Source organism: Gottfriedia acidiceleris, from assembly GCF_002128425.1.
Lineage (GTDB): Bacteria > Bacillota > Bacilli > Bacillales > Bacillaceae_G > Gottfriedia > Gottfriedia acidiceleris.
Window position 1 is genome coordinate 1 of sequence record NZ_NESS01000027.1, and the last position, 23,119, is coordinate 23,119.

The following is a 23,119-nucleotide window of genomic DNA, read 5'->3' on the forward strand; positions in this document are numbered from 1 at the left end:
AGCGTTCGTCCTGAGCCAGGATCAAACTCTCCATAAAAGTTAAGTTTAAATCTTGTATTGCTCAAAAAACTAATAATTGACGTTTACTTCATGTTTTGTTTAGTTTTCAAAGTTCATTTTCTATCACTTTAGAAGCGACTTTTAAAGTATATCATTTAAAACTTGTTTAAGTCAACAACTTTTTTAAATGTTTTTTATTTTTATTCATGTTTGTTTTCCCTCGTTTGGGACAACATAGAATAATATATCAGCTATTTGAATTAATTACAACACTAAAATAAAAGTAATATTATTCTGAATGTTTTATTTGGTTGAGCTCTTTATTAGTAATGGTGAATGTATTTACTTAAATATAACTAATTAAAGGATGCTTCATTTTGAAGCATCCTTTAATTCTTATGCTAAAGTTGCATTCTTCTTATTCTTTAATTTTTCAATTGGCTTTACTGCTTCTACTAATGCTTGATCTAACTCAGTCGTATATTTTGCTTTTTGTTCCTTACTCCACTCTAGCTTTATTGACATAAATTCAATTACTGCGTCCTTCCATTCATATACCCAATGAATATTAAAGAACAATGCACCAGTACGACGAATAAAAAAGTCGACTGGTTTTACAACCATCTCAAATTCTATTGCATATAGAAGCGGTGCGAAGACATCTATTGGTAAATTATATTGATATGCCACCATTCTATGCTGACTTGCTAACTGAAATAGCGTATCAACATTGGAGCCATAAAATTTTGTAAAACGTTCAGCTTGATTTTCTGACAAATCATATTTGATTCCTTCTTTGGTTTTTTCAGAAATATATTTAGAAAATTGTGATGCTCCACCTACATGCCCACCAGAGATTGGCATATGTTTTGTCTTACTTTTTATATAGTCAGTATTGTATCCTTCTTTTTTTAGTAAGTCAGTTACATAGTCGATTACAGTTTCGGCCATTTTTCGATATCCCGTTAACTTTCCACCGGCAATTGTAATTAATCCAGAATTTGAAGTCCAAATTTCATCTTTGCGTGAAATTTCGGATGCACTTTTTCCTTCTTCATATATTAACGGACGTACTCCTGCCCAACTTGATTCTATATCCGTTTTCGAGATGTTTAATGTTGGAAACATATAGTTGATTGCATTAATAATATAGTTACAATCTTCATTTGTCATTTGTGGTTTTGCAGCATCTTCATTATAAAATGTCTCCGTTGTACCAACATATGTCTTTCCATCTCGAGGAATCGCAAATACCATACGTCCGTCTGGCGTATCAAAATAGATTGCTTGACCGAGTGGGAAACGACTATGGTCAATAACTAAATGAACACCTTTGGATAGTTGTAATACTTTACCTCTCTTTGAATGATCCATTTCACGTAGCGAATCAACCCATGGTCCAGCTGCGTTTACGATTTTTTTACCGTATACTTCATACACTTCACCATCTAATAAATCAACGACAATTACACCACAAACTTTACCATCTTTATATAAGAAACCATCTACTTTAGCATAGTTCACTGCTTTCGCCCCATGAGCAATGGCTTCTTTCATTACCTCAATTGTTAGACGAGCATCGTCTGTGCGGTACTCTACATAGTATCCGCCGCCTTTTAACCCTTCTTGTTTTACAAGCGGCTCTTTTTTGATCGTTTGTTCACGATTAAACATTTTTCTTCGTTCACTTCTTTTTACACCAGCTAGAAAATCATAAACTCTTAATCCTATTGATGTACTAAATGCACCAAATGTGCCACCTTTATGAAATGGTAGTAACATCCATTCTGGAGTTGTCACATGTGGACCATTTTCGTAAACAATTGCACGTTCCTTCCCAACTTCTGCTACCATTTTTACTTCTAATTGTTTTAAGTATCGTAATCCACCATGTACAAGCTTAGTTGAACGACTAGATGTACCTGCTGCAAAGTCTTGCATTTCAAATACGATTGTTGATAATCCACGTGTAGTAGCGTCTAATGCAATACCAGCTCCAGTAATACCTCCACCGATTATGATTACATCTAATTCTCTTTTATTTACTGTTTTTAAGACATCTTTTCGTAGTGCACCTGAAAATTTCATGGCTTTTCCTCCTTAAATACGAAAAAAAGAGACCACAAACATAACTATAGAAATTCTTCTATAGCATGTTGCGGTCTCTCTAAATCTCCTACCGAAATATTAACTTGTTTTTATTTTAACATTATACTATGTTATTTAAAAGCTTTTGTTGCTTCGATTGCTTTTTTCCAACCACTGTACAGTTCTTCTCTTTTTTCATCTTGCATTTCTGGTTTAAATCTCTTATCCATATTCCATTGTTTTGAGATTGTTTCTTGATTTTCCCAATAACCAACAGCTAAACCTGCTAAATAAGCTGCACCTAAAGCTGTTGTTTCATTTACTTCAGGACGTTCAACTGGGACATCTAATAGATCACTTTGGAATTGCATTAAGAAATTGTTCTTAACTGCTCCCCCATCGACACGTAAAGTTTTTAGTTCAATACCTGAATCAGCTTCCATTGCACATAAAACATCTTTTGTTTGATAAGCTAATGCTTCCAGTGTTGCACGAATAAAATGTTCCTTCGTTGTTCCACGAGTTAATCCAAAAACTGCTCCGCGTACTTCACTATCCCAGTAAGGAGTACCTAGCCCAACAAATGCAGGTACGATATATACTCCATCTGTAGATTCAACCCTAGTAGCATATTCTTCACTGTTACTAGCATCTTTGAACATGCGCATGCCATCACGTAACCATTGAATAGCAGAACCTGCTACGAAAATACTTCCTTCTAAAGCATATTCAACTTTTCCATTTAGTCCCCATGCAATTGTTGTTAATAAGCCATGATTAGATTTTACCGCTTTTTCACCAGTATTCATTAACATAAAACAACCAGTACCATAAGTATTTTTCGCCATTCCTTCACCAAAGCAAGCTTGACCAAATAACGCAGCCTGTTGGTCACCCGCTATTCCTGCAATAGGTACATTTTGACCAAAGAAATGGTAGTCAACAGTATGACCATATACTTCAGAAGAAGATCGTACTTCTGGAAGCATGCTTTTTGGTACAGTTAGCATTTCAAGTAGTTCATCATCCCATCTTAATTCATGAATGTTATACATTAACGTACGTGATGCATTTGAATAATCTGTAACATGTACATTACCGCCAGATAATTTCCAAACAAGCCAAGTATCAATTGTTCCGAATAATAATTCACCACGTTCTGCTTTCTCTCTTGCACCTTCAACATTATCTAGAATCCACTTAACTTTTGTTCCAGAGAAATAAGCATCGATTAAAAGACCTGTTTTTTCTTGAACAATCTCTCCAAAGCCTTTCTCTTTTAAGTCATCACATATCTCACTCGTTTGACGCGATTGCCACACAATCGCATTATAGACAGGTTTTCCAGTTGTTTTGTCCCACACAACTGTTGTTTCACGCTGATTTGTAATACCTATACCTGCAATTTGCTCAGGTTTTACATCTGCTTCACTTAAACAAGTAGCAATGACAGCTAAAATTGATCCCCAAATTTCTTGCGCATTATGCTCAACCCATCCTGGATTTGGAAAATGCTGTGTAAATTCTTTTTGTGCAACATGAACTATTTTGCCATCTTTATTAAATAGAATTGCCCGAGAACTTGTTGTACCTTGATCTAAAGAAAGAATGTATTTATTCATAATCGTCCCATCTCCTCATTAAGCTACTACTTTTCTATTATTTGTATGACTTTGACTCTTTTTACTTGTCAAATAAGAAACTATTAAAATACCAATTGTTACAATCCCCACATAAATAATTGTAGAATTATGCTTACCTTCAAAAATAATTTGATAGAATAGTCCTGCAAGTGATCCTCCTAATACCGGCCCAACAACTGGAATCCATGCATATTTCCAATTCGAACCTCCCTTACCGGGAATAGGTAATAAAAAGTGTGCAATGCGTGGTCCTAAATCACGAGCTGGATTAATTGCATAACCAGTCGTCCCACCTAATGATAAACCAATGCTAACAATTAAGAAACCTACGATAAAAGGATTTAAACCATCTGCAAATTTATTTGAACCAATTGCTAAAATACCAAACACTAAGATGAACGTTCCAATCAATTCACTTAAAAGATTTGCAAATGTATTAGGTATAGCAGGACCTGTTGCAAATACACCTAACTTTGTTCCTGGATCTTCAGTTTCTTTCCAATGCGGTAGGTAATGTAAATAAACAATTGTTGCTCCGATCATCGCACCAATCATTTGTGCTGCAATGTATTCGGGTACTTGACTCCATGGAAATGAGCCTTTAAAAGCTAATCCTAATGTAACTGCTGGATTTAAATGCGCTCCACTAATACTTCCTACTGCATAAACAGATATTGCAACTGCTAAACCCCACCCTAGAGTTATTACAATCCAACCTGAATCTTTAGCAAATGATTTTTTTAAACTTACACCTGCACAAACTCCTCCACCTAAAACAATTAGCAAAGCAGTTCCAATTAATTCCCCTAAAAATGCTGACATAATTTCACTCCATCCACATTCTGTTTAAGATTAAGTTTTCTCGTGACCGAAAATAAATTGAATGGCCATTCTTTTTAAAAATAACTCTGTTAATATAAGCTGTTGATTTAATAAAAAGAAGTATCGAGACAATGAGTATGATATTAGTGCATACCAACTATTAACTGAGCCTAAAAACAAAAAGACCCACAATCAATCAGTTTCTATTAATAAATAGAAACAATTAATTGTGGATCTCTTCATTTCTCCGTCACGTTTATTAACTTGTCTTTTATGCTAACCCCAATTGAAAGCGGTGTCAACAGATTTTTTTCATATTTTTGCCACTATTTCAGAAATTTTTTCCATAAGTCTTTGTCTGATGTTGTAATTGCTGTAGCACCTGCATTCAAAGATGCATCCACATCTTCAACAGTTCTAATAAATCCACCAGCTAAAATAGGTATACCAGTTCTTTCTTTTACCTCTGCAATAACATTCGTTAACGCTCCTGGTAGCACTTCAATGTAATCGGGCTTTGTTTTTTCTAATAACACTAAACTTTTTTCCATTGCTCCAGAATCAATTAAAAAGATCCGTTGGATGGCAATAACCCCTTTTTGCTTAGCCTTTAAAATAACATTGGATTTTGTAGAAAGTAATCCATCTGGTTTGTATTCTTGACAAAGAAATTCTGCTGCATGCCCATCACTTTGTAAACCATGTATTAGGTCGACATGTAAAAATACTTTCTTTCCATGTTGCTTAGCAAGAGAAACTACACTTTTCAATTGACCGATATGAATATCAAGAATAACAATATATTTATACGAAGTAGTTAATAATTTTTCTAAATCCTTTATTTTTCTAACCGCAGGTAGAATTTTTTGCTCATGAAAATCCATCAATTTTACTCCTATAGAATTTATTACTTTTATAGTACACAATATAAAAAAAAAGAAAAAGCCTGTACATTGAAAGAATTTTCTTTGTACAGACTTTTTTAAATTTAAGATCTACTCTCTGAAATACGCTAAGAATAGTAGGAAGACTACAAACAATACGTACATTACAGGATGGATTTTTTTCGCTTTACCAGCAGCGATCATTGAAATTGGATAGAAAATGAAACCAACCGCAATACCAGTTGCAATACTATATGTTAATGGCATTGCAATTATTGTAAAGAATGCTGGAACAGCGATTTCGAACTTTTTCCAATCAATTTGACCAATTGATGAAACCATTAATACTCCGACTACAATTAAAGCAGGTGAAGTTACCGCTGCAGTTACCACTCCTAAAAGTGGTGCAAAGAATAATGCTAATAAGAATAAGATACCAGTAACTACTGCAGAGAAACCAGTGCGTCCACCAGCTGCTACACCAGCTGTTGACTCAATATAAGAAGTAGTAGTACTTGTACCTAAAGTTGAACCAACTACTACAGCTGTTGCATCAACCATTAATGCTTTACCCGCTCTTTCAAGCTTGTTCTCTTTTAATAAACCGGCTTGGTTAGCTACCGCTACTAATGTTCCAGTTGCATCAAAGAAATCTACAATAAAGAAAGTTAATACTACAGCAAACATTTTACCTGAAGAGAAAACATCTGGAATATGTTGAATTGCTTGACCGAAAGTTGGAGCAATACTTGGTACTGGACCAACAACTGAAGATGGCAAGTCGATAATTCCAAAAATCATGCCTGCAATTGCAGTGATGATCATACCTAAAAACACACCAGCTTTTACTTTTCTAGCCATTAAAACTACAGTAATAATTAAACCGAAAATTGTTAATAAAACAGCAGGTTCATTTAATTTTCCAAGTGAAACGAATGTCGCAGGGTTACTTACGATAATACCTGAGTTTTTTAAACCAACAAATGTAACAAAGAATCCGATACCGCTACCAATCGCTAACTTTAATTCAATTGGGATTGCATTGATAATTTGTTCACGAAGACCAGTTAATGAAAGAATGATAAAAATGATACCCGATACGAATACGCCAGCTAGAGCTGTTTGCCATGGAATACCCATTCCAAGAACTACGTTAAAAGCAAAGAATGCATTTAATCCCATGCCTGGTGCTAAAGCAATTGGATATTTCGCATAGATCCCCATTAAAATCGATCCGTATGCTGCAGCTAAAGATGTAGCCACAAAGATTGCCTCTTTATTCATTCTTAAAGCTTCTGGGAAATCCTTTATATCTGATAATGATAAAATCGATGGATTTACGAATAATATATAAGCCATTGCTAAGAATGTAGTTAATCCAGCAATTGTTTCTTGACGATATGATGTGCCTAACTTGTTGAACTCAAAATAATTACTGATACGTTCTTTCATGTGATCCTCCTATGTTTTAGTCTTAAAAGTCGGTCTCTATTGTATAAAATAGAAAAGGCACTTTTACACATTGGTAAAAGCGCCTATCACGAGCAGTTTCATTCTGAAGTAATTAACCCGAGAATAGTAGAATAATAGCAAAATAGTGGGTTAATAACGTTCAGAAATCATTACTTCGTAGTCCGCCGTTTACGGTGGCGGGTAGAGACGCTAGTCCATATTCACTAGCATATACGACAAATTATGACAAATTATTTATTTAATTTACATATTTATAATACAATCAGTTTTCATTAGTGTCAACAAAAAAACGAACATTTTTTATAAAATATTCATTTTCGTTCGTTTTTACCATATTTTAGCTATATTGTTGTACTTAATTATTTGGATTTTAAAAAATACTTAGGGGAAAAAATATCTAAGTAGGATAAAAAACATCTTATATGGTTGCTAAAAACCTACAGTCATTAGCTCTTTCTAAATAAATAATACAATACAAAAGCAATAATGAAACAAAAAATTAACTGAAACATACTAAACGTAGTTACTCCATTAATTATTTGATACACTTTCTTACTCCCTAAAACACCAGTACTCCGCCATTAATTAATATACTTATAATTCCTGATTCTTGAATTTTTTGTACTTTTTCAATATAACTCGCAATTTTTTAGAAACCTTTAGACTTGAGCAAAACTAATTTGTGGAACAACATTGTATACTTCCAATACTACTATTTAACATCTAAACAATATCACAATGTATATTAATAAATTGGAGCCATATGTTACAAAATGCAGTCTAATTGGTGTCCAATTTATGCAAAAAAAGCCATAAACCTTGTAGATCAAGGTTTATGGCTTTTTTAATTATTATTCCCACTCAATAGTTGCAGGTGGCTTACTAGTTACATCATAAACGATACGGTTTACATGTTTAACTTCATTTACAATACGCGTTGAGATCTTTTGAAGTACATCCCAATCAATACGTGCCCAGTCAGCAGTCATTCCATCAATAGACGTTACCGCACGAATACCTACAGTATAATCATACGTACGTTCGTCACCCATTACGCCAACACTACGAATGTCAGGTAAAACTGTGAAATATTGCCAAATTTCTTTATCTAAACCTGCTAAAGCAATTTCTTCACGTAAAATTGCATCTGATTCACGAACGATTTCAAGTTTTTGATCTGTTATTTCGCCTAATACACGAATACCTAGACCTGGTCCTGGGAATGGTTGTCTCCAAACGATTGCATCTGGAATTCCTAGTTCAGTACCAACTGCACGTACTTCGTCTTTAAATAATGTACTTAAAGGCTCGATTAACGTAAATTGCATGTCTTCAGGTAATCCACCAACATTATGGTGTGATTTGATTGTTTGAGCTGTAGCTGTACCGCTCTCAATAATATCTGTGTAAAGAGTTCCTTGAGCTAAGAAATCCATTCCTTCTAATTTTGCTGCTTCATCATCAAACACATAGATGAATTCATTACCGATAATTTTACGTTTTTGTTCTGGATCAGAAACGCCAGCAAGTTTACTTAAGAAGCGCTCTCTAGCATCTACTTTAATTACGTTCATGTGGAAGCCTTCGCTAAACGTCTTCATAACGCCTTCAGCTTCATCTTTACGTAATAAACCGTGGTCAACGAAGATACATGTTAATTGATCACCAATTGCTTTATGAATTAATACTGCAACTACTGAAGAATCAACACCACCACTAAGTGCGCAAAGTACTTTTTTGTCGCCAACAGTATTACGAATATTTTCAAGTTCTACTTCAATGTAGTTTTTCATTGACCAGTTTGCTTCACATTCGCAAATATTGAATACGAAATTCTTTAATAGATCATTACCATATTCAGAGTGACGAACTTCTGGGTGGAATTGTACACCATACATTTTTTTAGCTTCGTTACTCATTGCAGCGATTGGACAAGAAGCACTAGTTGCATCTACAACGAATCCTTCTGGCTGTTGAATTACTTTATCACCGTGGCTCATCCAAACTACATGGTCTGAAGGAAGTTCTTTTAATAAAGCAGACGGATTTTGAATATTTAATTCAGCTTTACCGTATTCACGTTGGTCAGCTCTAGCTACCGTTCCACCAAAATGTTGCGTCATTAACTGCATTCCGTAACAAATACCTAAGATTGGAATTTCTAAATCAAAAATTGCTTCATCGCAGAAAAAAGCATTTTCACCATATACGCTATTTGGTCCGCCAGAGAATACAATCCCTTTAGCACCCATTTGCTTAATTTCCTCTGCAGTAATTGTATGAGGACGTAATTCACTATAAACGCCAAACTCACGGATACGACGTGCTATAAGTTGGTTATATTGACTTCCAAAATCTAGTACTACAATTGTGTCATGTTGTTGCAAAACGGTCACCCCATCTATATATATTGAATTAACGTATCAGTTAAACTGATACTATTTTTCCCAAAAAAAATAAAAAAAGCCGACTTTCTCCTCTAATTACATACGAAAAATACGCATAAGAAGGCAGAAAATCAGACTTAAATTAAACAAAGTCAGACTGCCTTCATAGTCAGGGCATGTTACGGCGCCCCGGTAGAGACTCTCGACCCGTATTGTCGAGGATATATGAAGAATATTGACGAATATTGTATTATTGTCTCATTCTAACAATGTATAATTTTTCGGTCAAGGTATTTCATTACATAAAAAAAATAAATTTTTGTGTAAACGTTACAACTTGTCATGCATAAGATTATAGTGTATCTTTTAACTAACGAACGGTAGGTAGTTTACCGAAACGAAATCATTCATTTAGTCTGCTATAAAAGGAGAGGTTTTTATGAGTTGGATTTACTTAGTTATAGCGGGAATTTCTGAAATTGCATGGGCATTTGGACTAAAATATTCAGAAGGATTTACAAATATGTTGCCGACATTTTTAACGATAGGTGGGATCTTGTTCAGCTTCTATTTATTTTCAAAAGCAATTAGAGACATCCCAATAGGTACTGCCTACGCGGTTTTTACAGGAATCGGCGCCGCTGGGACAGTTATTATAGGAATGTTATTTTTAAATGAATCAGCCTCTATATTAAAAATCATTCTTGTCATTACATTATTATCTGGAATTATTGGCTTAAAATTAACTTCAGGTGATAAAAAAGTAGAAAAAGGAGATGCAGCATAATGGCTTGGTTATTTTTATTTATTGCAGGTTTGGGCGAAGTTGGCTTTGTCATTTTTATGAAGCTATCTAATAACTTTAAGAAACTTAACTATTCCATTTTGTGTATTTTATCTGGGTGGACTAGTTTTTACTTATTATCAAAAGCCTTAAAAGTTATACCCGTCGGAACTGGTTATACAATCTGGACCGGTATAGGGGCTGCTGGGTCTGTTTTAATTGGCATGTTGTTCTTTAATGAATCAAGAGAATGGAAAAGACTGTTATTTATCACATTAGTAATTGGATCGGTTATTGGTTTAAAAATCATCTCACCTCATTAAAAAAATCCCTATTCGACAACGAATTAGGGATTTTCTTTAGTAATTAAGTGATATTATCTTTCAAAACAGTTTGCCCCATGTGTTTTTTCCAACAATTCCATCGACAACTAGTCCATTACTTGCTTGAAATTTTTTAACTGCATTTTCAGTAACTGGTCCAAAAATTCCATCGGCAGTTATTTTAAGTTTTTGTTGGACCTTTTTTACAGATTCACCTGTTGACCCTTCTTTTAAAATGCCAGGGTATGGAATTGAATCTGTTTGGGTTTTCGGGGGATTTAAGATCGCGTTCACTTGTGCTTTAAACTCGTTAAATCGTTCGGGGTGGTCTATGAAGGTTTTTGGACATGGTTTATGTGTTATGTCATAATGTCTTACAATATCATTTGCATTTAATTTAAACATCTTACACAATTCTGCAATTACTCTGATAGTACGTGATAATGTATATTGTGAAATAGTACCATCCCTTTCAACACACATTTCAACACCGATTGAAAGCTTATTTGCGTTCGGAGCGAGTTCATCCACTCCTCTATATACACCACCGTTACTATTTCTTTCATAATGGTCATTTGCATGATAAGCTATTTCATCAAGCGGAATAATACAGATTGCCTCTTTCGAATCAACAAATATATGAGCAGAGGCATATGTTTTATTTTTTATCGCGATACCGTTAAAATACCTTTGGTGACTTTGTGCACTTGCCCCCGGATTGGCTGTCCAATGCAACACTATTTTTTTAACTTCTTTTAATTTTATTGACGGCCTTGTATATTTGTTCATCGAAATAAAATCATTTCTCCAAGTTGCCAAAATTAGCACTCCTTTTCAATATTGGGCAATGTCCAAACAACCTTCTGTAGAATATTTGGACATGTATATTAATAAAGTATTCTGGAAGATAAAATTCGTTACATATAAAAAAGAGAGTATTATATACTCCCTAAATTATTTTCGATTAAAATCGAATTTCGTTTATTACTTTTTTAGTGGTTTTACATAAATTGCTTGTGATGAATTAACAGAAATACATCCATCTAAATCCTTCTCTTTTAACAACCCCAAATTAATAGCAGACTTGATTTTATCTCCATCTGGTTTTCTTACAATTTGTATTAAGTCGGACAGGTTTAGTTCTTCTAATTTATTAATTGTCTTCTCTTCATTAAATTTCTCTTTTTTTCTTATGATTCGTTCAAGTTTTAAATTATTAATAATTAGCTCGCCCTTTTCATTCATTCCAACTTGATGATCAAAATATCCATGAAAAATCTTTTGTAATTCTTCTAACTGATTTTCAATCTCCTTCTTTTTTTGACTCAAATCATAGTACTCATTCAACATCGGTTCCGTAATTTTGAAATTATTTTTCCTCCCCATTTCATAACACCACTTTTCATAAGAAGATAATTTATCATATTGTGAAAATAGACGAGTTATGACTTGAAATAGATAAGAAATAAAAGTACATTAACAAGTGGAAGATTTAAAATAGATCGAATTAGATTGCTAATAAGAAAACAAATTTTTATGTTATTTATATATATATCAAATGAAAAAGAAAGGAATCTTGATTATGTTGAAAAGCAACAATCATGATAGCGAAATGAAAAATGTTTATTGAGCCAATGCTACTACAAAATGCAGATAAACCATTTGACTCTGACCAACATTATTTTGAATTGAAATCAAATGGTGTTCGAATGATGCTTGAAAGGCAAAATGGAAAGAATAAACTTTTTAATCGAAATGGTACCGAGATTACGGAGAGAATCCCTGAACTCGAAAATATCGACTTAGATGATTGTTACTTAGACGGTGTTTTAGTTTGTTATAATAACGGCAGAGAGGATTTTGAAGCGGCAACCAATCGAGTAAGTTTTATTCAAGAAAATAAAATATTACAAGGAAGCAAACAATTTCCATTAACATATATCGTTTTTGATATTTTACGACTTAAAAATAATAACTTAATGAAAGAACCTTTATCTTATCGAAAAAAAATCCTTTCAGAAACTCTAGTTGATCAACCATCAATCAAAAAAAGTTTTTATATCGAGTCGGAAGGTAAGATGTTTTTTGAGCAAATAAAAACGATCGGACTCGAAGGTATAGTAGCTAAATCAAAAGATTCTACTTACATACCAGCACATCGATCACTAAATTGGTTAAAAATTATTAACTGGAGATTTAGTAATTACTATATAACAGGCTATAAAAAACAAGGAATGGGATTATTAATCTCAGAATTTAAAAATGGTGAGTTTATTAATGTGGGGCTAGTTGAGTTCGGTATGAATACAGGCCAAAAAACAGTTTTCTTTAGTTTAACCAAACATATAAAAACTGGAGAAGACAAAAATTATATATATGTAGAACCATTTGTTCGATGTGTGATAAAAAATAGGGGTCAATTAAATAGCGGAGAGTTAATTGAACCTATATTTCATGACTTTATCGTTTAGAAATAATACAACCAAACAAAGCTACTTAAAGCTCCCCTTTAAGGTAGAAGTATTAAGAGGTAATCACGTTCAACCTTTTTACTTCCTTGAAGGGGCTTTTTTATGAAATCTATCTAAATATAAGCCATAATATGACTATCCAAATTGGTATAGAAAATAAGAGACCAAAAAGGCATCCTCTATATAAACCAAATTTCATCTAAATCATCCTTAAACATTATTTATTACTAATAGTAGTTCTATTTTATTTATACATAAGAATTCTTTATCCATATTAAATTAAATATACATATTCATTTTAACTTTGGTCAATATAGCGTAAGAGTCTTATTAACTTCAGATAGTTTTATTCAATTATAGTTAAAAGTATTAGTGTCACAAGTAATTAATAAACTATTTTAAGATATAACATCACACTTATTCGCCACATATTTCTGAAGTTAAGAACTTTAACCATAGCTCTAGTTGTTTCACTGCCTCTTGATTGAATAAATGCATTGGCTCAAGCAGTATTTCTCCTCTTTGACGTTTAATTTCTTTTGCTAAAAGGTGAATGTCATCAAATAGCTCCCCATCAATCAAATTTTTTAAAGTAATCATTCTAAAGTGCTCATTCTCAATTGTATTTATTTCAAAATGTTCGACTAACATCTTAACTCTTTAATCCAGTGGAAATTCCCTCATATTATCATTCCTAATTTTAGGTATTAACAAAATTTTAATATGACAAAAAATTGTCGTCCATTAAAATTGTGGAAACACCAATTAATTATAATCTGGATGTTCCAATCAATAGGAAAAAGTATAAAAAAATTAAAACCACTTCTCGTTTTGAGAAGTGGTTATTGTTAATTCTATTTTTTTAACTGCATCACAAAATGTGAGGCGACTTATTACATCATGCCGCCCATGCCCATGCCGCCCATGTCAGGCATTGCTGGAGCATTTTTCTCAGGGATATCAGCTACTACTGCTTCAGTTGTTAAGAACATAGCTGAAACAGATGCTGCGTTTTGAAGTGCAGAACGTGTAACTTTAGTTGGGTCAACAATTCCTTCTTCAATCATGTTTACCCATTGTCCGTTAGCAGCATTGAAACCAACGCCAACTTCCGCACCTTTTAATTTTTCAATAATTACTGATCCTTCTAAACCAGCATTCGTAGCGATTTGACGAACTGGAGCTTCAAGTGCACGTAATACGATGTTGATACCTGTTGCTACGTCACCTTCTGCTTCGATTGCAGCTACTTTATTATATACGCTCATTAATGCAGTACCACCACCAGCTACAATACCTTCTTCAACTGCAGCACGTGTAGAGTTTAATGCATCTTCAATACGTAATTTACGTTCTTTTAATTCAGTCTCAGTTGCAGCACCAACTTTAATTACTGCTACACCACCAGCTAATTTAGCTAAACGCTCTTGTAATTTTTCGCGATCGAATTCAGAAGTAGTTTCTTCTAATTGAGCACGGATTACACCGATACGTTGTTGGATCGCTGCTGTTTCACCAGCACCTTCAACGATTGTAGTGTTTTCTTTTGTAACTACAACTTTTGAAGCGCGACCTAATTGAGTGATGTTAGTTGTTTTAAGATCTAATCCTAATTCTTCTGTAATCACTTCACCGCCAGTTAAGATCGCGATGTCTTCTAACATTGCTTTACGACGGTCACCGAAGCCAGGAGCTTTAACAGTAACTGCATTGAATGTACCGCGTAATTTGTTTACGATGATTGTTGCTTGTGCTTCACCTTCAACATCTTCAGCAATGATTAATAGTGGCTTACCTTGTTGAACAACTTGCTCAAGTACTGGTAAGATTTCTTGAATGTTTGTTACTTTTTTATCTGTGATTAAAATATATGGATTTTCTAATTCAGCAACCATTTTCTCTGAATTTGTAACCATATAAGGAGAAGAGTATCCACGGTCAAATTGCATACCTTCTACTACTTCTAACTCAGTTGTAAAACCTTTTGATTCTTCAAGCGTAATAACTCCGTCGTTACCAACGCGCTCCATTGCTTCAGCAATTAATTGTCCAACTTCTGGATCCGCTGAAGAAATTGCAGCAACTTGTGCGATTGACTCTTTACCTTCAATTGGTTTAGAGATTGTTTTTAATTCTTCGATCGCAACAGCAACTGCTTTTTCGATACCTTTACGGATACCCATTGGGTTTGCACCAGCAGTTACGTTTTTAAGACCTTCACGAATCATAGCTTGCGCTAAAACTGTCGCAGTTGTTGTACCGTCCCCAGCAACATCATTCGTTTTGCTAGCAACTTCTGCAACTAATTTTGCACCCATATTTTCAAATGCATCTTCTAATTCGATTTCTTTTGCGATTGTAACACCATCATTTGTAATTAATGGAGAACCGAATTTTTTCTCAAGAACTACGTTACGTCCTTTTGGTCCTAAAGTTACTTTTACAGCATCAGCTAAAGCGTCTACACCACGTAACATTGCGCGACGTGCTTCTTCACCAAATCTAATGTCCTTTGCCATGTAAATGACCTCCTTATAATCTAAAAAATATATTTTTTAATTTAAGTATTTTTATTTAATTAACCTATGATTGCAAGAATATCGTTTTCGCGAAGTACTAAGTATTCAGTACCACCGTACTTAACTTCTGTACCTGAGTATTTAGAGAAGATAATGCGGTCACCTACAGATACTTCTAAAGCAACACGCTCACCATTTTCAAGTACTCGGCCAGTACCTACTGCAACAATTTTGCCTTCTTGTGGCTTTTCTTGTGCACTACCTGGTAACACGATACCGCTAGCAGTTTTTTCTTCAGACTCAACAAGCTCAATTACAACACGATCACCTAATGGCTTTAACATGTGTAATACCTCCTCAATAATCAAATCATTATTTTTAGCACTCATGTATATTGAGTGCTAACACAATTATTAGTTTAAATAATATCAAAAAATTTTGCAAGCCCGAAGCAGGCACTTTTCTTGTCGAAATTTAATAAGTTTTTATCTTTACAATGAAAAGTAAAATAAAAAGTGGAAATTTCTTTTAAGAACCATAAGAAACGAGTAAAATAATGTACGTGTTGTTATAAACCTTTGGGTTATGAAAAATATCAACACAAAGGAGTTATCGTATTGAAAACTAGAGATTTATGGATTTTATTAACGTATGTCGTTCTTCAGTATTCAGCTGTATTTGGAGTACCCTATTTATTAAATAGTGACTTATACGTTGGAGTGGATCAGAAAACAGCTTCTCTTGAAGCAGTGGCATTATGGGGTTGTATTAGCTTCGTAACTGGATTAATTATTATACTTATCTTATTACATAAGCCCATTTATGAGGGAGTTAAGAATCTAAAAGCTAATTATCGTACAATAATAAACTGGGTAGTTTTAGGTTACTTCATAACAATGCTAACTCAAATTGTTTGTAATTTTATTTTAATTTATGTATTTGATTTACATAAGGGCTCAGAAAATACTCAAAATATCATAAACATTACTAAGCTTAACCCGGCTTTTATTATCATCCCAAGCTTAGTTGCACCAATTTTAGAAGAGATAATTTTTCGTCGAATCATTTTCAAAAGACTTTATAATCGTTTGCCGTTTATTATTTCAGCTGGGATTAGTTCAGCGATCTTTTCACTTATGCACGGAGATTTGCCCTTCTTTTTATCTTACTTTTTAATCGGTTTTGTATTTTGTTACTTGTATAAACGAACAAATTCAATTATGGTTCCAATCTTAACGCATATGTTAATGAACTCTTTTGTAGTTTTTCAACAAATCAATTTACATTAAAAACCCCCAATTTTTTTGGGGGTTTTTTTAATATGAATGTTACTGCTGTAAAAAATATGCCAATGTTTGCAGTTCAACTGCTAAGTCTATATGATGAATGCGAATATGTTCTGGTACACTAATTCGAGCAGGTGTAAAATTTAAGATTCCTCTAATATTTTTTCCATTCAATCGATCAGCTATTGATTGTGCTACAGGTGCAGGAACAGTTAAAATAACGATTTGAATATCTTCATTCATAACATCCTCTAGATTTTCTAGATTATAAACGGGTACTCCACCTATTTCGGTACCAATTTTATTTGGATCAATATCAAATGCCATCTCAATTTTAGTATTATTATTTTTTATAAAATTATAGTGTAAGAATGCAGTCCCTAAATTACCAACACCAATTAATGCAACTTTCATTACTTCATGTTGGTTAAGCGCTTTCGAGAAAAAAGTTAATAAATAATTTACGTTATAGCCATATCCTTTTTTACCTAGCGCCCCAAAATAAGAAAAATCTCTTCTGATTGTTGCGGAATCTACCTTTACTGCTTCACTTAACTCTGCTGAAGAAACTCTTTGTTTACCTGATAAAGACAAATTCTTTATAAAACGGTAATATAAAGGTAGACGTTTAGCAGTAGCTTGTGGAATTTTAATTTGTTCCGAATCCATTTTTTAATCCCCCACTTACTGTAATTCTTTTTACTATGGTGTGTAATTTGACTTTATTTTAGTAATAAAGTACTTGTTCTAATGTAAAATATACACTATATTTAAGAATTTTGACAGTATACAGTTACATAGATAAAAAATTTTGCAATGAGGTGTTATCCATGATTCTTTTACAAGTAAATAATGTCTCGAAGTATTTTGGTAGTGACATTATTCTTTCAAATATAAAATTAGAAGTTCAAACGAGTGATCGAGTTGCCATTGTTGGACGTAATGGTGCCGGAAAATCTACATTATTGAAAATCATAGCAGGTGAAATATCCTATGATGGCGGTGAAATAAATAAACCTAAAGATGTAACTGTAGGCTACCTAGCCCAAAACACTGGTTTACAAAGTGATAAAACCATTTGGGAAGAATATTATTCTGTATTCAATCTTTTAGTAGAAATGCAGGACAATATGAGAAAATTAGAAGTAAAAATGACTAGGGAGGATGTCTACTCTAATCAAGCCATTTATGACAAGGTTATGAATGAATATGATCATCTTCAATTTACATTCAAAGAAAACGGTGGTTACCAGTTTGAAGCAGATATTCGTTCGATTATTAGTGGTTTAGGTTTTAGTAATGAAGACTATGAAACAAAAATTTCTTCGTTAAGCGGTGGACAAAAGACTAGACTTGCATTAGGTAGGCTATTATTGACGAAGCCTGATTTGTTAATTCTGGATGAACCTACGAACCATTTGGATATTGACACCCTAAGTTGGTTAGAACGCTACTTACAGTCGTACCCAGGTGCAGTACTAATCGTTTCCCACGACCGATATTTCCTTGATCAAGTTGTTAATATCGTTTATGAAATATCTAATCATAAACATCAACGATTTGTTGGTAATTATAGTAAGTATCTTGAACTAAAGGCGGCTCAATATGAACAAGAATTAAAACAGTTCGAAAAACAACAAGAGGAAATCGCTAAACTAGAAGATTTTGTACAGCGTAATATTGCTCGTGCTTCCACTACAAAAAGAGCGCAAAGTCGAAGAAAACAATTAGACCGAATGGTTCGATTAGACAGACCACTTGGAGACGAATCTTCAGCTAATTTTTCATTTAATATTGAAAAACAAAGCGGTAATGATGTGTTATCTGTACAAGATTTATTTATTGGCTATAATCGTATCCCAACAATAGATCAACCGATGAAGTTCATACTGAATCGAGGAGATAGTGTCGCACTTGTTGGTCCAAATGGTGTTGGTAAATCGACATTACTAAAAACGATTATTGGAGATTTAGAAAAGTTACAGGGAACCATTGATTTTGGTGCAAATGTTTCGGTTGGTTACTATGACCAAGAGCAAGCAAAACTGACTTCTAATAAGAGAGTATTAGACGAGCTTTGGGATGATTATCCATTAAAGCCTGAACAGGAAATTCGAACAATATTAGGGAATTTTTTATTTTCCGGAGATGATGTGACAAAAATTGTTACTTCTTTAAGTGGTGGAGAAAAGGCAAGATTAGCATTGGCTAAGCTCATGATGAAAAAAGCTAATTTCCTAATTCTTGATGAGCCTACTAACCATTTAGATTTAGATAGTAAAGAAGTGTTAGAAAATGCTTTATTAGATTATCCTGGAACTATTTTATTTGTTTCCCATGATCGTTACTTTATGAACAGATTATCCACAAAAACTTTTGAACTAGCAAAAGAAGGATTATCAATTTATTTGGGTGATTATGACTATTACCAATTTAAGAAAAATGAAGCATATGAAAAAGAACAAGCAGAAAAAGAGGCTACATTAGCACAAGTTAAACAATCCTCCCAATCAATTTCTGATTATCAACAAGACAAAGAATTGAAGAAAAAACTTCGCCAAACTCAGCGTCGTATAGAGGAAATCGAAAGTAATATATCGCAATTTGAGCTTGATATAGAGACCATCGTACTAGAATTATGTAAGCCAGAAGTTTATGGCGATTTTCAATTAGTACAGGAATTAACAAATAAGAAAAACGATTTCGAAGCTAAGTTAATAGACCTAATGGAAGAATGGGAGAACCTACAAGAATAATGAGTAAACGGATATGCTTTTAGCTATCCGTTTTTTCTTATCTACATATTTATCCACATATATTCAATTGAAATTTAGCTTTTACACAGGTTTATACACATTATCCACAGACCAACAGCAATGTTATACACATTATTGTACACATAGTTTAATAAGTTTTTAACAAATAAAAAGTACTTATCCACATTTTATAAAAAAATTGTGAATAAGTACTTCTTACATATTCTCTAAATCTAAGCCTGGATTCCCGTTTAATGCCAAATTACCTAGTTTTCCTTGTTTTAAACGGATAAATGCAGCAGCACCAATCATAGCAGCATTATCAGTACAAAGTGATAATGGTGGTATAATTAATTCTATATTACTCAAAGCATTCATCTCATTTTGTAATGTAGCTCTCAAGCCTTTATTAGCTGCCACTCCTCCGGCTAATAAAACTTGTTTTACGTTATATTCCTTTGCAGCTTGAATTGTTTTCGAAACTATCACTTCAATTACACTCTCTTGGAAGCTTGCTGCGACATCAGCTGGTGATACTTCCTCGCCTCTTTGTTCGGCATTATGCATATAATTAATGACTGCTGACTTTAATCCACTAAAACTAAAATCATAGCTACCTTCTTCTAACCATGCTCTAGGAAAAGGAATAGTCGCAGTTCCTTCTTGTGCTAGACGATCAATGTGAGGACCACCTGGATAAGGTAATTTAAGTGTTCTAGCGACCTTATCATAAGCTTCCCCTGCTGCATCATCCCTTGTTTCACCTATAACTTCAAAAATGCCATCTTCCTTCATGTAGACAAGCTCTGTATGTCCACCAGAAACTACTAAGGCTAATAGTGGATATTGTAAAGGCTGTACTAGTTGATTAGCATAAATATGGCCTGCAATGTGGTGAACTCCTATAAGCGGTAATCCATGTGCAAATGCAATTGCTTTTGCCGCATTTACCCCTATTAATAACGCTCCTACAAGGCCTGGACCTTCTGTGACAGCAACGGCAGCTAGATCTTCATAGTCGATCTGTGCTTGCTTCATTGCTTCTTCGATTACTAAAGTTATTTGCTCAACATGTAATCGTGATGCAACTTCAGGTACAACTCCACCAAAACGTTTATGAATATCGATCTGAGTTGCTACTACGTTACTTAAAATTTCATTTCCATTTTTAACAACTGCTGCCGAAGTTTCATCGCAGCTAGTTTCTATAGCAAGAATTAAACAATTTTCATTTATCATTTCAAATTCACCCACATAACTAATGCATCCTCAAAATTATCTGTATAATAGCTCTTTCGAATACCACCGTCTTGGAATCCTAGCTTTCTGTATAGTCCCTTTGCTACATGATTTGATACCCTTACTTCTAATGTTAATGTATCAGCTCCAAGATTTTTAGCAGTTTCCATTACCGCACGAAGTAACTTTTCGCCAAGTCCTACTCCTCTATAATCTGGTAAAATAGCTATATTTGTAATATGTCCCTCGTCAATGACCACCCATAGACCACAATAACCAATTATTTTTTCATCAACCTCCGCAACTACATAATTGGCAAATTGATTGGAATATAATTCATTATAAAAAGCTTCGTATGTCCATGGTGTAGGGAATGATTTTTTTTCAATTTCTACTATTTGATCTAAATCTTCTTCTTTCATTTTACGAAAAGCAACCGATGAGATCATAATATCCTCCTACTTTTCTTGGCTTGCTAGCCAATTAGCTTCAGCTTCTGATAATCTTAAATATTCTGGTGCAAAATTATGAACTGATTCTTCTTTTTCTTCTAAGCTACATGTAAACAGTTCACTTGGTCTCTGGTTATTTATACTTTCTTTTGCAAAAACAGCTTTATCTTTTAAGTGCTCAATAATAAACTCTTTATGAATTGATACATCATTACCAATAAATAAAATTTGTTCGTTATAAGATTTAAGCTTATCAATCCAGATACTGCGGTCAATATTGCAGTCTTCTAATACACTATTAGCAACCTGCCCTGTAAAATCATAAAGTCCTGTAAATAATAAGTTACGTCTTGCGTCAAATATTGGGCAAACTAATCCATTAAAATATCGCCCATTAGCAGCCAACACTTTCAAACTTGATACACCTATAATTGGAATATTTAAAGTGAAGGCTAATGATTTTGCCACAGTGACACCAATACGTACGCCTGTATAAGAGCCTGGCCCTTTTGCAACTACTATTTTAGATAGTTCCTTTGGTTTTATATTGCATTCTTCCATTAAAGAATTAATTGCTGGCATTAATCGTACAGAATGGTTTTTATTAATAAATGTTATCGTTTCTCCAATAACAGATTGATCTTTTATTAGACTAATCCCCATAACATTTGTAGATGTATCAATTGCTAAAACGGTCATTGTTTATTAACTCCTTACAAATAAATTCATACCTAGATCCACTTGGAATAAAAGTAATCATTCTACCATTTTCTTCATGAGTTATTATGATTTTTAAAAATTCACTTGGTAAGTAATCCGAAATTAAATGAGCCCATTCTACAACACAAACACCTTCACCCATAAAATACTCATCAAAGCCTAAATCTTCACTACTACCTTCTAAACGATATACATCCATATGATAAAGTGGAATTCTACCTTTATACTCTTTAATAATATTAAAAGTCGGGCTATTAACAGTTCTTTTTACATCAAGACCTTTTGCAAATCCTTTTGTAAAGGTGGTCTTTCCAGCACCAAGATCTCCTTCTAATAATATTACATCCCTTTGTTGTACTATTTGTCCGAGAAAAAATGCAATTTCTTGAGTTTCTTCCTCAGTATTTGTATGTAAAACAATCTCCAATTACTTCACCACCAAAATTCTAACTCTTCTATTTCTAACTTTGCCATATTATATCATTTCAAAACATTAAGCGGATGTCAAACAGTAATATTCTTTTGAATAGTTTAAATACATTATTGAAATTTATTTATAGCTTGTCTCCATATATTTTGTTACTTCTCTCGCTTTTCGTAGATCCTAACCTGTGCCTTCTAGTCGCTTACTCTCCTTGTAATCACAGCCTTACCGTGTTTCTCGCTGGTCGAGTCGAGCAGTCATAGCTTGTGTCAGCCATTGTTTTAAAAGGTTATAATTGTTAAAAGCAATAATCTTACTAATAAGGGCTAATATATTACTCATTTCAAAAAATAATAAAAAAAACGAAACAATTTTTGTTTCGTTTTAAGAATCGTATGTATGGCGGTCCCGACCGGGATCGAACCGGCGATCTCCTGCGTGACAGGCAGGCATGTTAACCGCTACACCACGGGACCATTTTGGTTGCGGGGACAGGATTTGAACCTGCGACCTTCGGGTTATGAGCCCGACGAGCTACCAGACTGCTCCACCCCGCGATAATGTGGATTCTATTTTATATAGATCCATGAATTTTATTCCGTTAAGACCATCCCAATCTCAGGATGTTATTGCAAGTAGCAGCTCGATTGGTATGCTGAAGTAATTTCTTCGAAGCATATTCGTTCGTGCTCCACCCCGCGATAATATGGAAATATCCATAAAAAATCCAAACCAGGCGACGTTCTACTCTCACAGGGGGAAACCCCCAACTACCATCGACGCTGAAGAGCTTAACTGCCGTGTTCGGTATGGGAACGGGTGTGACCTCTTCGCAATAATCACCTGAT

21 protein-coding genes, 2 tRNA genes, 1 rRNA gene and 2 riboswitches are annotated in these 23,119 nt (G+C 33.9%); of the genes, 5 read left to right on the forward strand and 19 right to left on the reverse strand.

The genetic code is table 11. The features are described from left to right. Positions 1 to 396: 396 nt before the first annotated feature. The 6 genes from B6K90_RS22680 to guaA all read right to left on the reverse strand — a co-directional run bounded on the left by B6K90_RS22680 (position 397) and on the right by guaA (position 9,297). Positions 397 to 2,088, reverse strand: coding sequence for a glycerol-3-phosphate dehydrogenase/oxidase (locus B6K90_RS22680; RefSeq protein ID WP_088014982.1), 1,692 nt, complete (start codon positions 2,086 to 2,088; stop codon positions 397 to 399). Positions 2,089 to 2,219: 131 nt separating this feature from the next. After that, positions 2,220 to 3,710 carry a glycerol kinase GlpK gene (gene glpK / locus B6K90_RS22685; protein ID WP_088014983.1) on the reverse strand — a complete coding sequence of 497 codons (1,491 nt, stop codon included), beginning with the start codon at positions 3,708 to 3,710 and terminating at the stop codon, positions 2,220 to 2,222. An 18-nt stretch (positions 3,711 to 3,728) separates the two neighbouring features. Beyond that, entirely contained in the window at positions 3,729 to 4,553 is an 825-nt protein-coding gene (locus tag B6K90_RS22690; protein ID WP_088014984.1) for an MIP/aquaporin family protein, read from the reverse strand. A gap of 326 nt (positions 4,554 to 4,879) precedes the next feature. After that, positions 4,880 to 5,437 (reverse strand): glycerol-3-phosphate responsive antiterminator, encoded by a 558-nt coding sequence (locus B6K90_RS22695; RefSeq protein ID WP_088014985.1) that lies wholly within the window; start codon positions 5,435 to 5,437, stop codon positions 4,880 to 4,882. A gap of 111 nt (positions 5,438 to 5,548) precedes the next feature. Next, positions 5,549 to 6,877, reverse strand: coding sequence for an NCS2 family permease (locus B6K90_RS22700; protein ID WP_088014999.1), 1,329 nt, complete (start codon positions 6,875 to 6,877; stop codon positions 5,549 to 5,551). A 170-nt stretch (positions 6,878 to 7,047) separates the two neighbouring features. Then, a riboswitch (purine riboswitch) is annotated at positions 7,048 to 7,146 on the reverse strand. Positions 7,147 to 7,761: 615 nt separating this feature from the next. After that, positions 7,762 to 9,297: a glutamine-hydrolyzing GMP synthase gene (gene guaA / locus B6K90_RS22705; RefSeq protein WP_407920549.1), complete on the reverse strand. Its 1,536-nt coding sequence runs from the start codon at positions 9,295 to 9,297 to the stop codon at positions 7,762 to 7,764. A 146-nt stretch (positions 9,298 to 9,443) separates the two neighbouring features. Further along, positions 9,444 to 9,546: riboswitch (purine riboswitch) on the reverse strand. A gap of 190 nt (positions 9,547 to 9,736) precedes the next feature. Between guaA and B6K90_RS22710 the strand changes: the two genes are divergently transcribed. Together B6K90_RS22710 and B6K90_RS22715 are read left to right on the forward strand one after the other, a co-directional pair. Further along, entirely contained in the window at positions 9,737 to 10,084 is a 348-nt protein-coding gene (locus tag B6K90_RS22710; RefSeq protein WP_088014987.1) for a DMT family transporter, read from the forward strand. Beyond that, positions 10,084 to 10,404: a DMT family transporter gene (locus tag B6K90_RS22715; RefSeq protein WP_056470039.1), complete on the forward strand. Its 321-nt coding sequence runs from the start codon at positions 10,084 to 10,086 to the stop codon at positions 10,402 to 10,404. The genes B6K90_RS22710 and B6K90_RS22715 overlap by 1 nt, the downstream gene beginning before the upstream one ends. Positions 10,405 to 10,464: 60 nt before the next feature. Here B6K90_RS22715 and B6K90_RS22720 read toward each other — a convergent pair whose 3' ends face one another. Together B6K90_RS22720 and B6K90_RS22725 are read right to left on the reverse strand one after the other, a co-directional pair. Beyond that, positions 10,465 to 11,223, reverse strand: a complete 759-nt coding sequence (locus tag B6K90_RS22720) for a peptidoglycan recognition protein family protein (RefSeq protein WP_139840786.1) — start codon at positions 11,221 to 11,223, stop codon at positions 10,465 to 10,467. A 165-nt stretch (positions 11,224 to 11,388) separates the two neighbouring features. Then, positions 11,389 to 11,790, reverse strand: coding sequence for a hypothetical protein (locus B6K90_RS22725; protein WP_088014988.1), 402 nt, complete (start codon positions 11,788 to 11,790; stop codon positions 11,389 to 11,391). 233 nt (positions 11,791 to 12,023) lie between these two features. Here B6K90_RS22725 and B6K90_RS22730 point away from each other — a divergent pair, with 233 nt between their 5' ends. Beyond that, a complete protein-coding gene (locus B6K90_RS22730) occupies positions 12,024 to 12,875 on the forward strand; it encodes an ATP-dependent DNA ligase (protein ID WP_088014989.1) in 852 nt (283 codons plus the stop codon). Between the two features lie 417 nt (positions 12,876 to 13,292). Here the strand turns inward: B6K90_RS22730 and B6K90_RS22735 are convergent, their stop codons facing one another. From B6K90_RS22735 to groES, 3 genes are all read right to left on the reverse strand, one after another. Continuing rightward, the gene (locus B6K90_RS22735; RefSeq protein ID WP_088014990.1) at positions 13,293 to 13,526 is read right to left on the reverse strand and encodes a hypothetical protein; all 234 of its coding nucleotides are present in this window, start codon (positions 13,524 to 13,526) and stop codon (positions 13,293 to 13,295) included. A gap of 242 nt (positions 13,527 to 13,768) precedes the next feature. Beyond that, the gene (gene groL, locus B6K90_RS22740; RefSeq protein ID WP_088014991.1) at positions 13,769 to 15,394 is read right to left on the reverse strand and encodes a chaperonin GroEL; all 1,626 of its coding nucleotides are present in this window, start codon (positions 15,392 to 15,394) and stop codon (positions 13,769 to 13,771) included. A gap of 59 nt (positions 15,395 to 15,453) precedes the next feature. Beyond that, positions 15,454 to 15,738: a co-chaperone GroES gene (groES, locus tag B6K90_RS22745; protein ID WP_088014992.1), complete on the reverse strand. Its 285-nt coding sequence runs from the start codon at positions 15,736 to 15,738 to the stop codon at positions 15,454 to 15,456. A gap of 273 nt (positions 15,739 to 16,011) precedes the next feature. Between groES and B6K90_RS22750 the strand changes: the two genes are divergently transcribed. After that, entirely contained in the window at positions 16,012 to 16,683 is a 672-nt protein-coding gene (locus B6K90_RS22750) for a CPBP family intramembrane glutamic endopeptidase (RefSeq protein WP_088014993.1), read from the forward strand. Positions 16,684 to 16,722: 39 nt separating this feature from the next. Here the strand turns inward: B6K90_RS22750 and B6K90_RS22755 are convergent, their stop codons facing one another. Then, positions 16,723 to 17,349 (reverse strand): redox-sensing transcriptional repressor Rex, encoded by a 627-nt coding sequence (locus tag B6K90_RS22755; protein ID WP_088014994.1) that lies wholly within the window; start codon positions 17,347 to 17,349, stop codon positions 16,723 to 16,725. Positions 17,350 to 17,510: 161 nt separating this feature from the next. On the opposite strand from B6K90_RS22755, the gene B6K90_RS22760 reads away from it, so the two are divergent. Continuing rightward, positions 17,511 to 19,436: an ABC-F family ATP-binding cassette domain-containing protein gene (locus B6K90_RS22760; protein WP_088014995.1), complete on the forward strand. Its 1,926-nt coding sequence runs from the start codon at positions 17,511 to 17,513 to the stop codon at positions 19,434 to 19,436. Positions 19,437 to 19,652: 216 nt separating this feature from the next. On the opposite strand, the gene tsaD is transcribed toward B6K90_RS22760, so the two are convergent. From tsaD to rrf, 7 genes are all read right to left on the reverse strand, one after another. Then, a complete protein-coding gene (gene tsaD, locus B6K90_RS22765; protein ID WP_407920550.1) occupies positions 19,653 to 20,675 on the reverse strand; it encodes a tRNA (adenosine(37)-N6)-threonylcarbamoyltransferase complex transferase subunit TsaD in 1,023 nt (340 codons plus the stop codon). Further along, a complete protein-coding gene (gene rimI, locus B6K90_RS22770; protein WP_088014996.1) occupies positions 20,672 to 21,124 on the reverse strand; it encodes a ribosomal protein S18-alanine N-acetyltransferase in 453 nt (150 codons plus the stop codon). Before rimI ends, tsaD begins: the two co-directional genes overlap by 4 nt. Positions 21,125 to 21,133: 9 nt before the next feature. Next, the gene (tsaB, locus tag B6K90_RS22775; RefSeq protein WP_088014997.1) at positions 21,134 to 21,826 is read right to left on the reverse strand and encodes a tRNA (adenosine(37)-N6)-threonylcarbamoyltransferase complex dimerization subunit type 1 TsaB; all 693 of its coding nucleotides are present in this window, start codon (positions 21,824 to 21,826) and stop codon (positions 21,134 to 21,136) included. Next, positions 21,807 to 22,274, reverse strand: coding sequence for a tRNA (adenosine(37)-N6)-threonylcarbamoyltransferase complex ATPase subunit type 1 TsaE (gene tsaE / locus B6K90_RS22780; RefSeq protein ID WP_088014998.1), 468 nt, complete (start codon positions 22,272 to 22,274; stop codon positions 21,807 to 21,809). The genes tsaB and tsaE overlap by 20 nt, the downstream gene beginning before the upstream one ends. A gap of 397 nt (positions 22,275 to 22,671) precedes the next feature. Then, positions 22,672 to 22,747 (reverse strand) — tRNA-Asp (locus B6K90_RS22785). Positions 22,748 to 22,751: 4 nt separating this feature from the next. Then, positions 22,752 to 22,828: transfer RNA gene (locus tag B6K90_RS22790), tRNA-Met, on the reverse strand. 174 nt (positions 22,829 to 23,002) lie between these two features. Beyond that, positions 23,003 to 23,118, reverse strand: a 5S ribosomal RNA gene (gene rrf, locus B6K90_RS22795). Position 23,119: the final 1 nt, after the last annotated feature.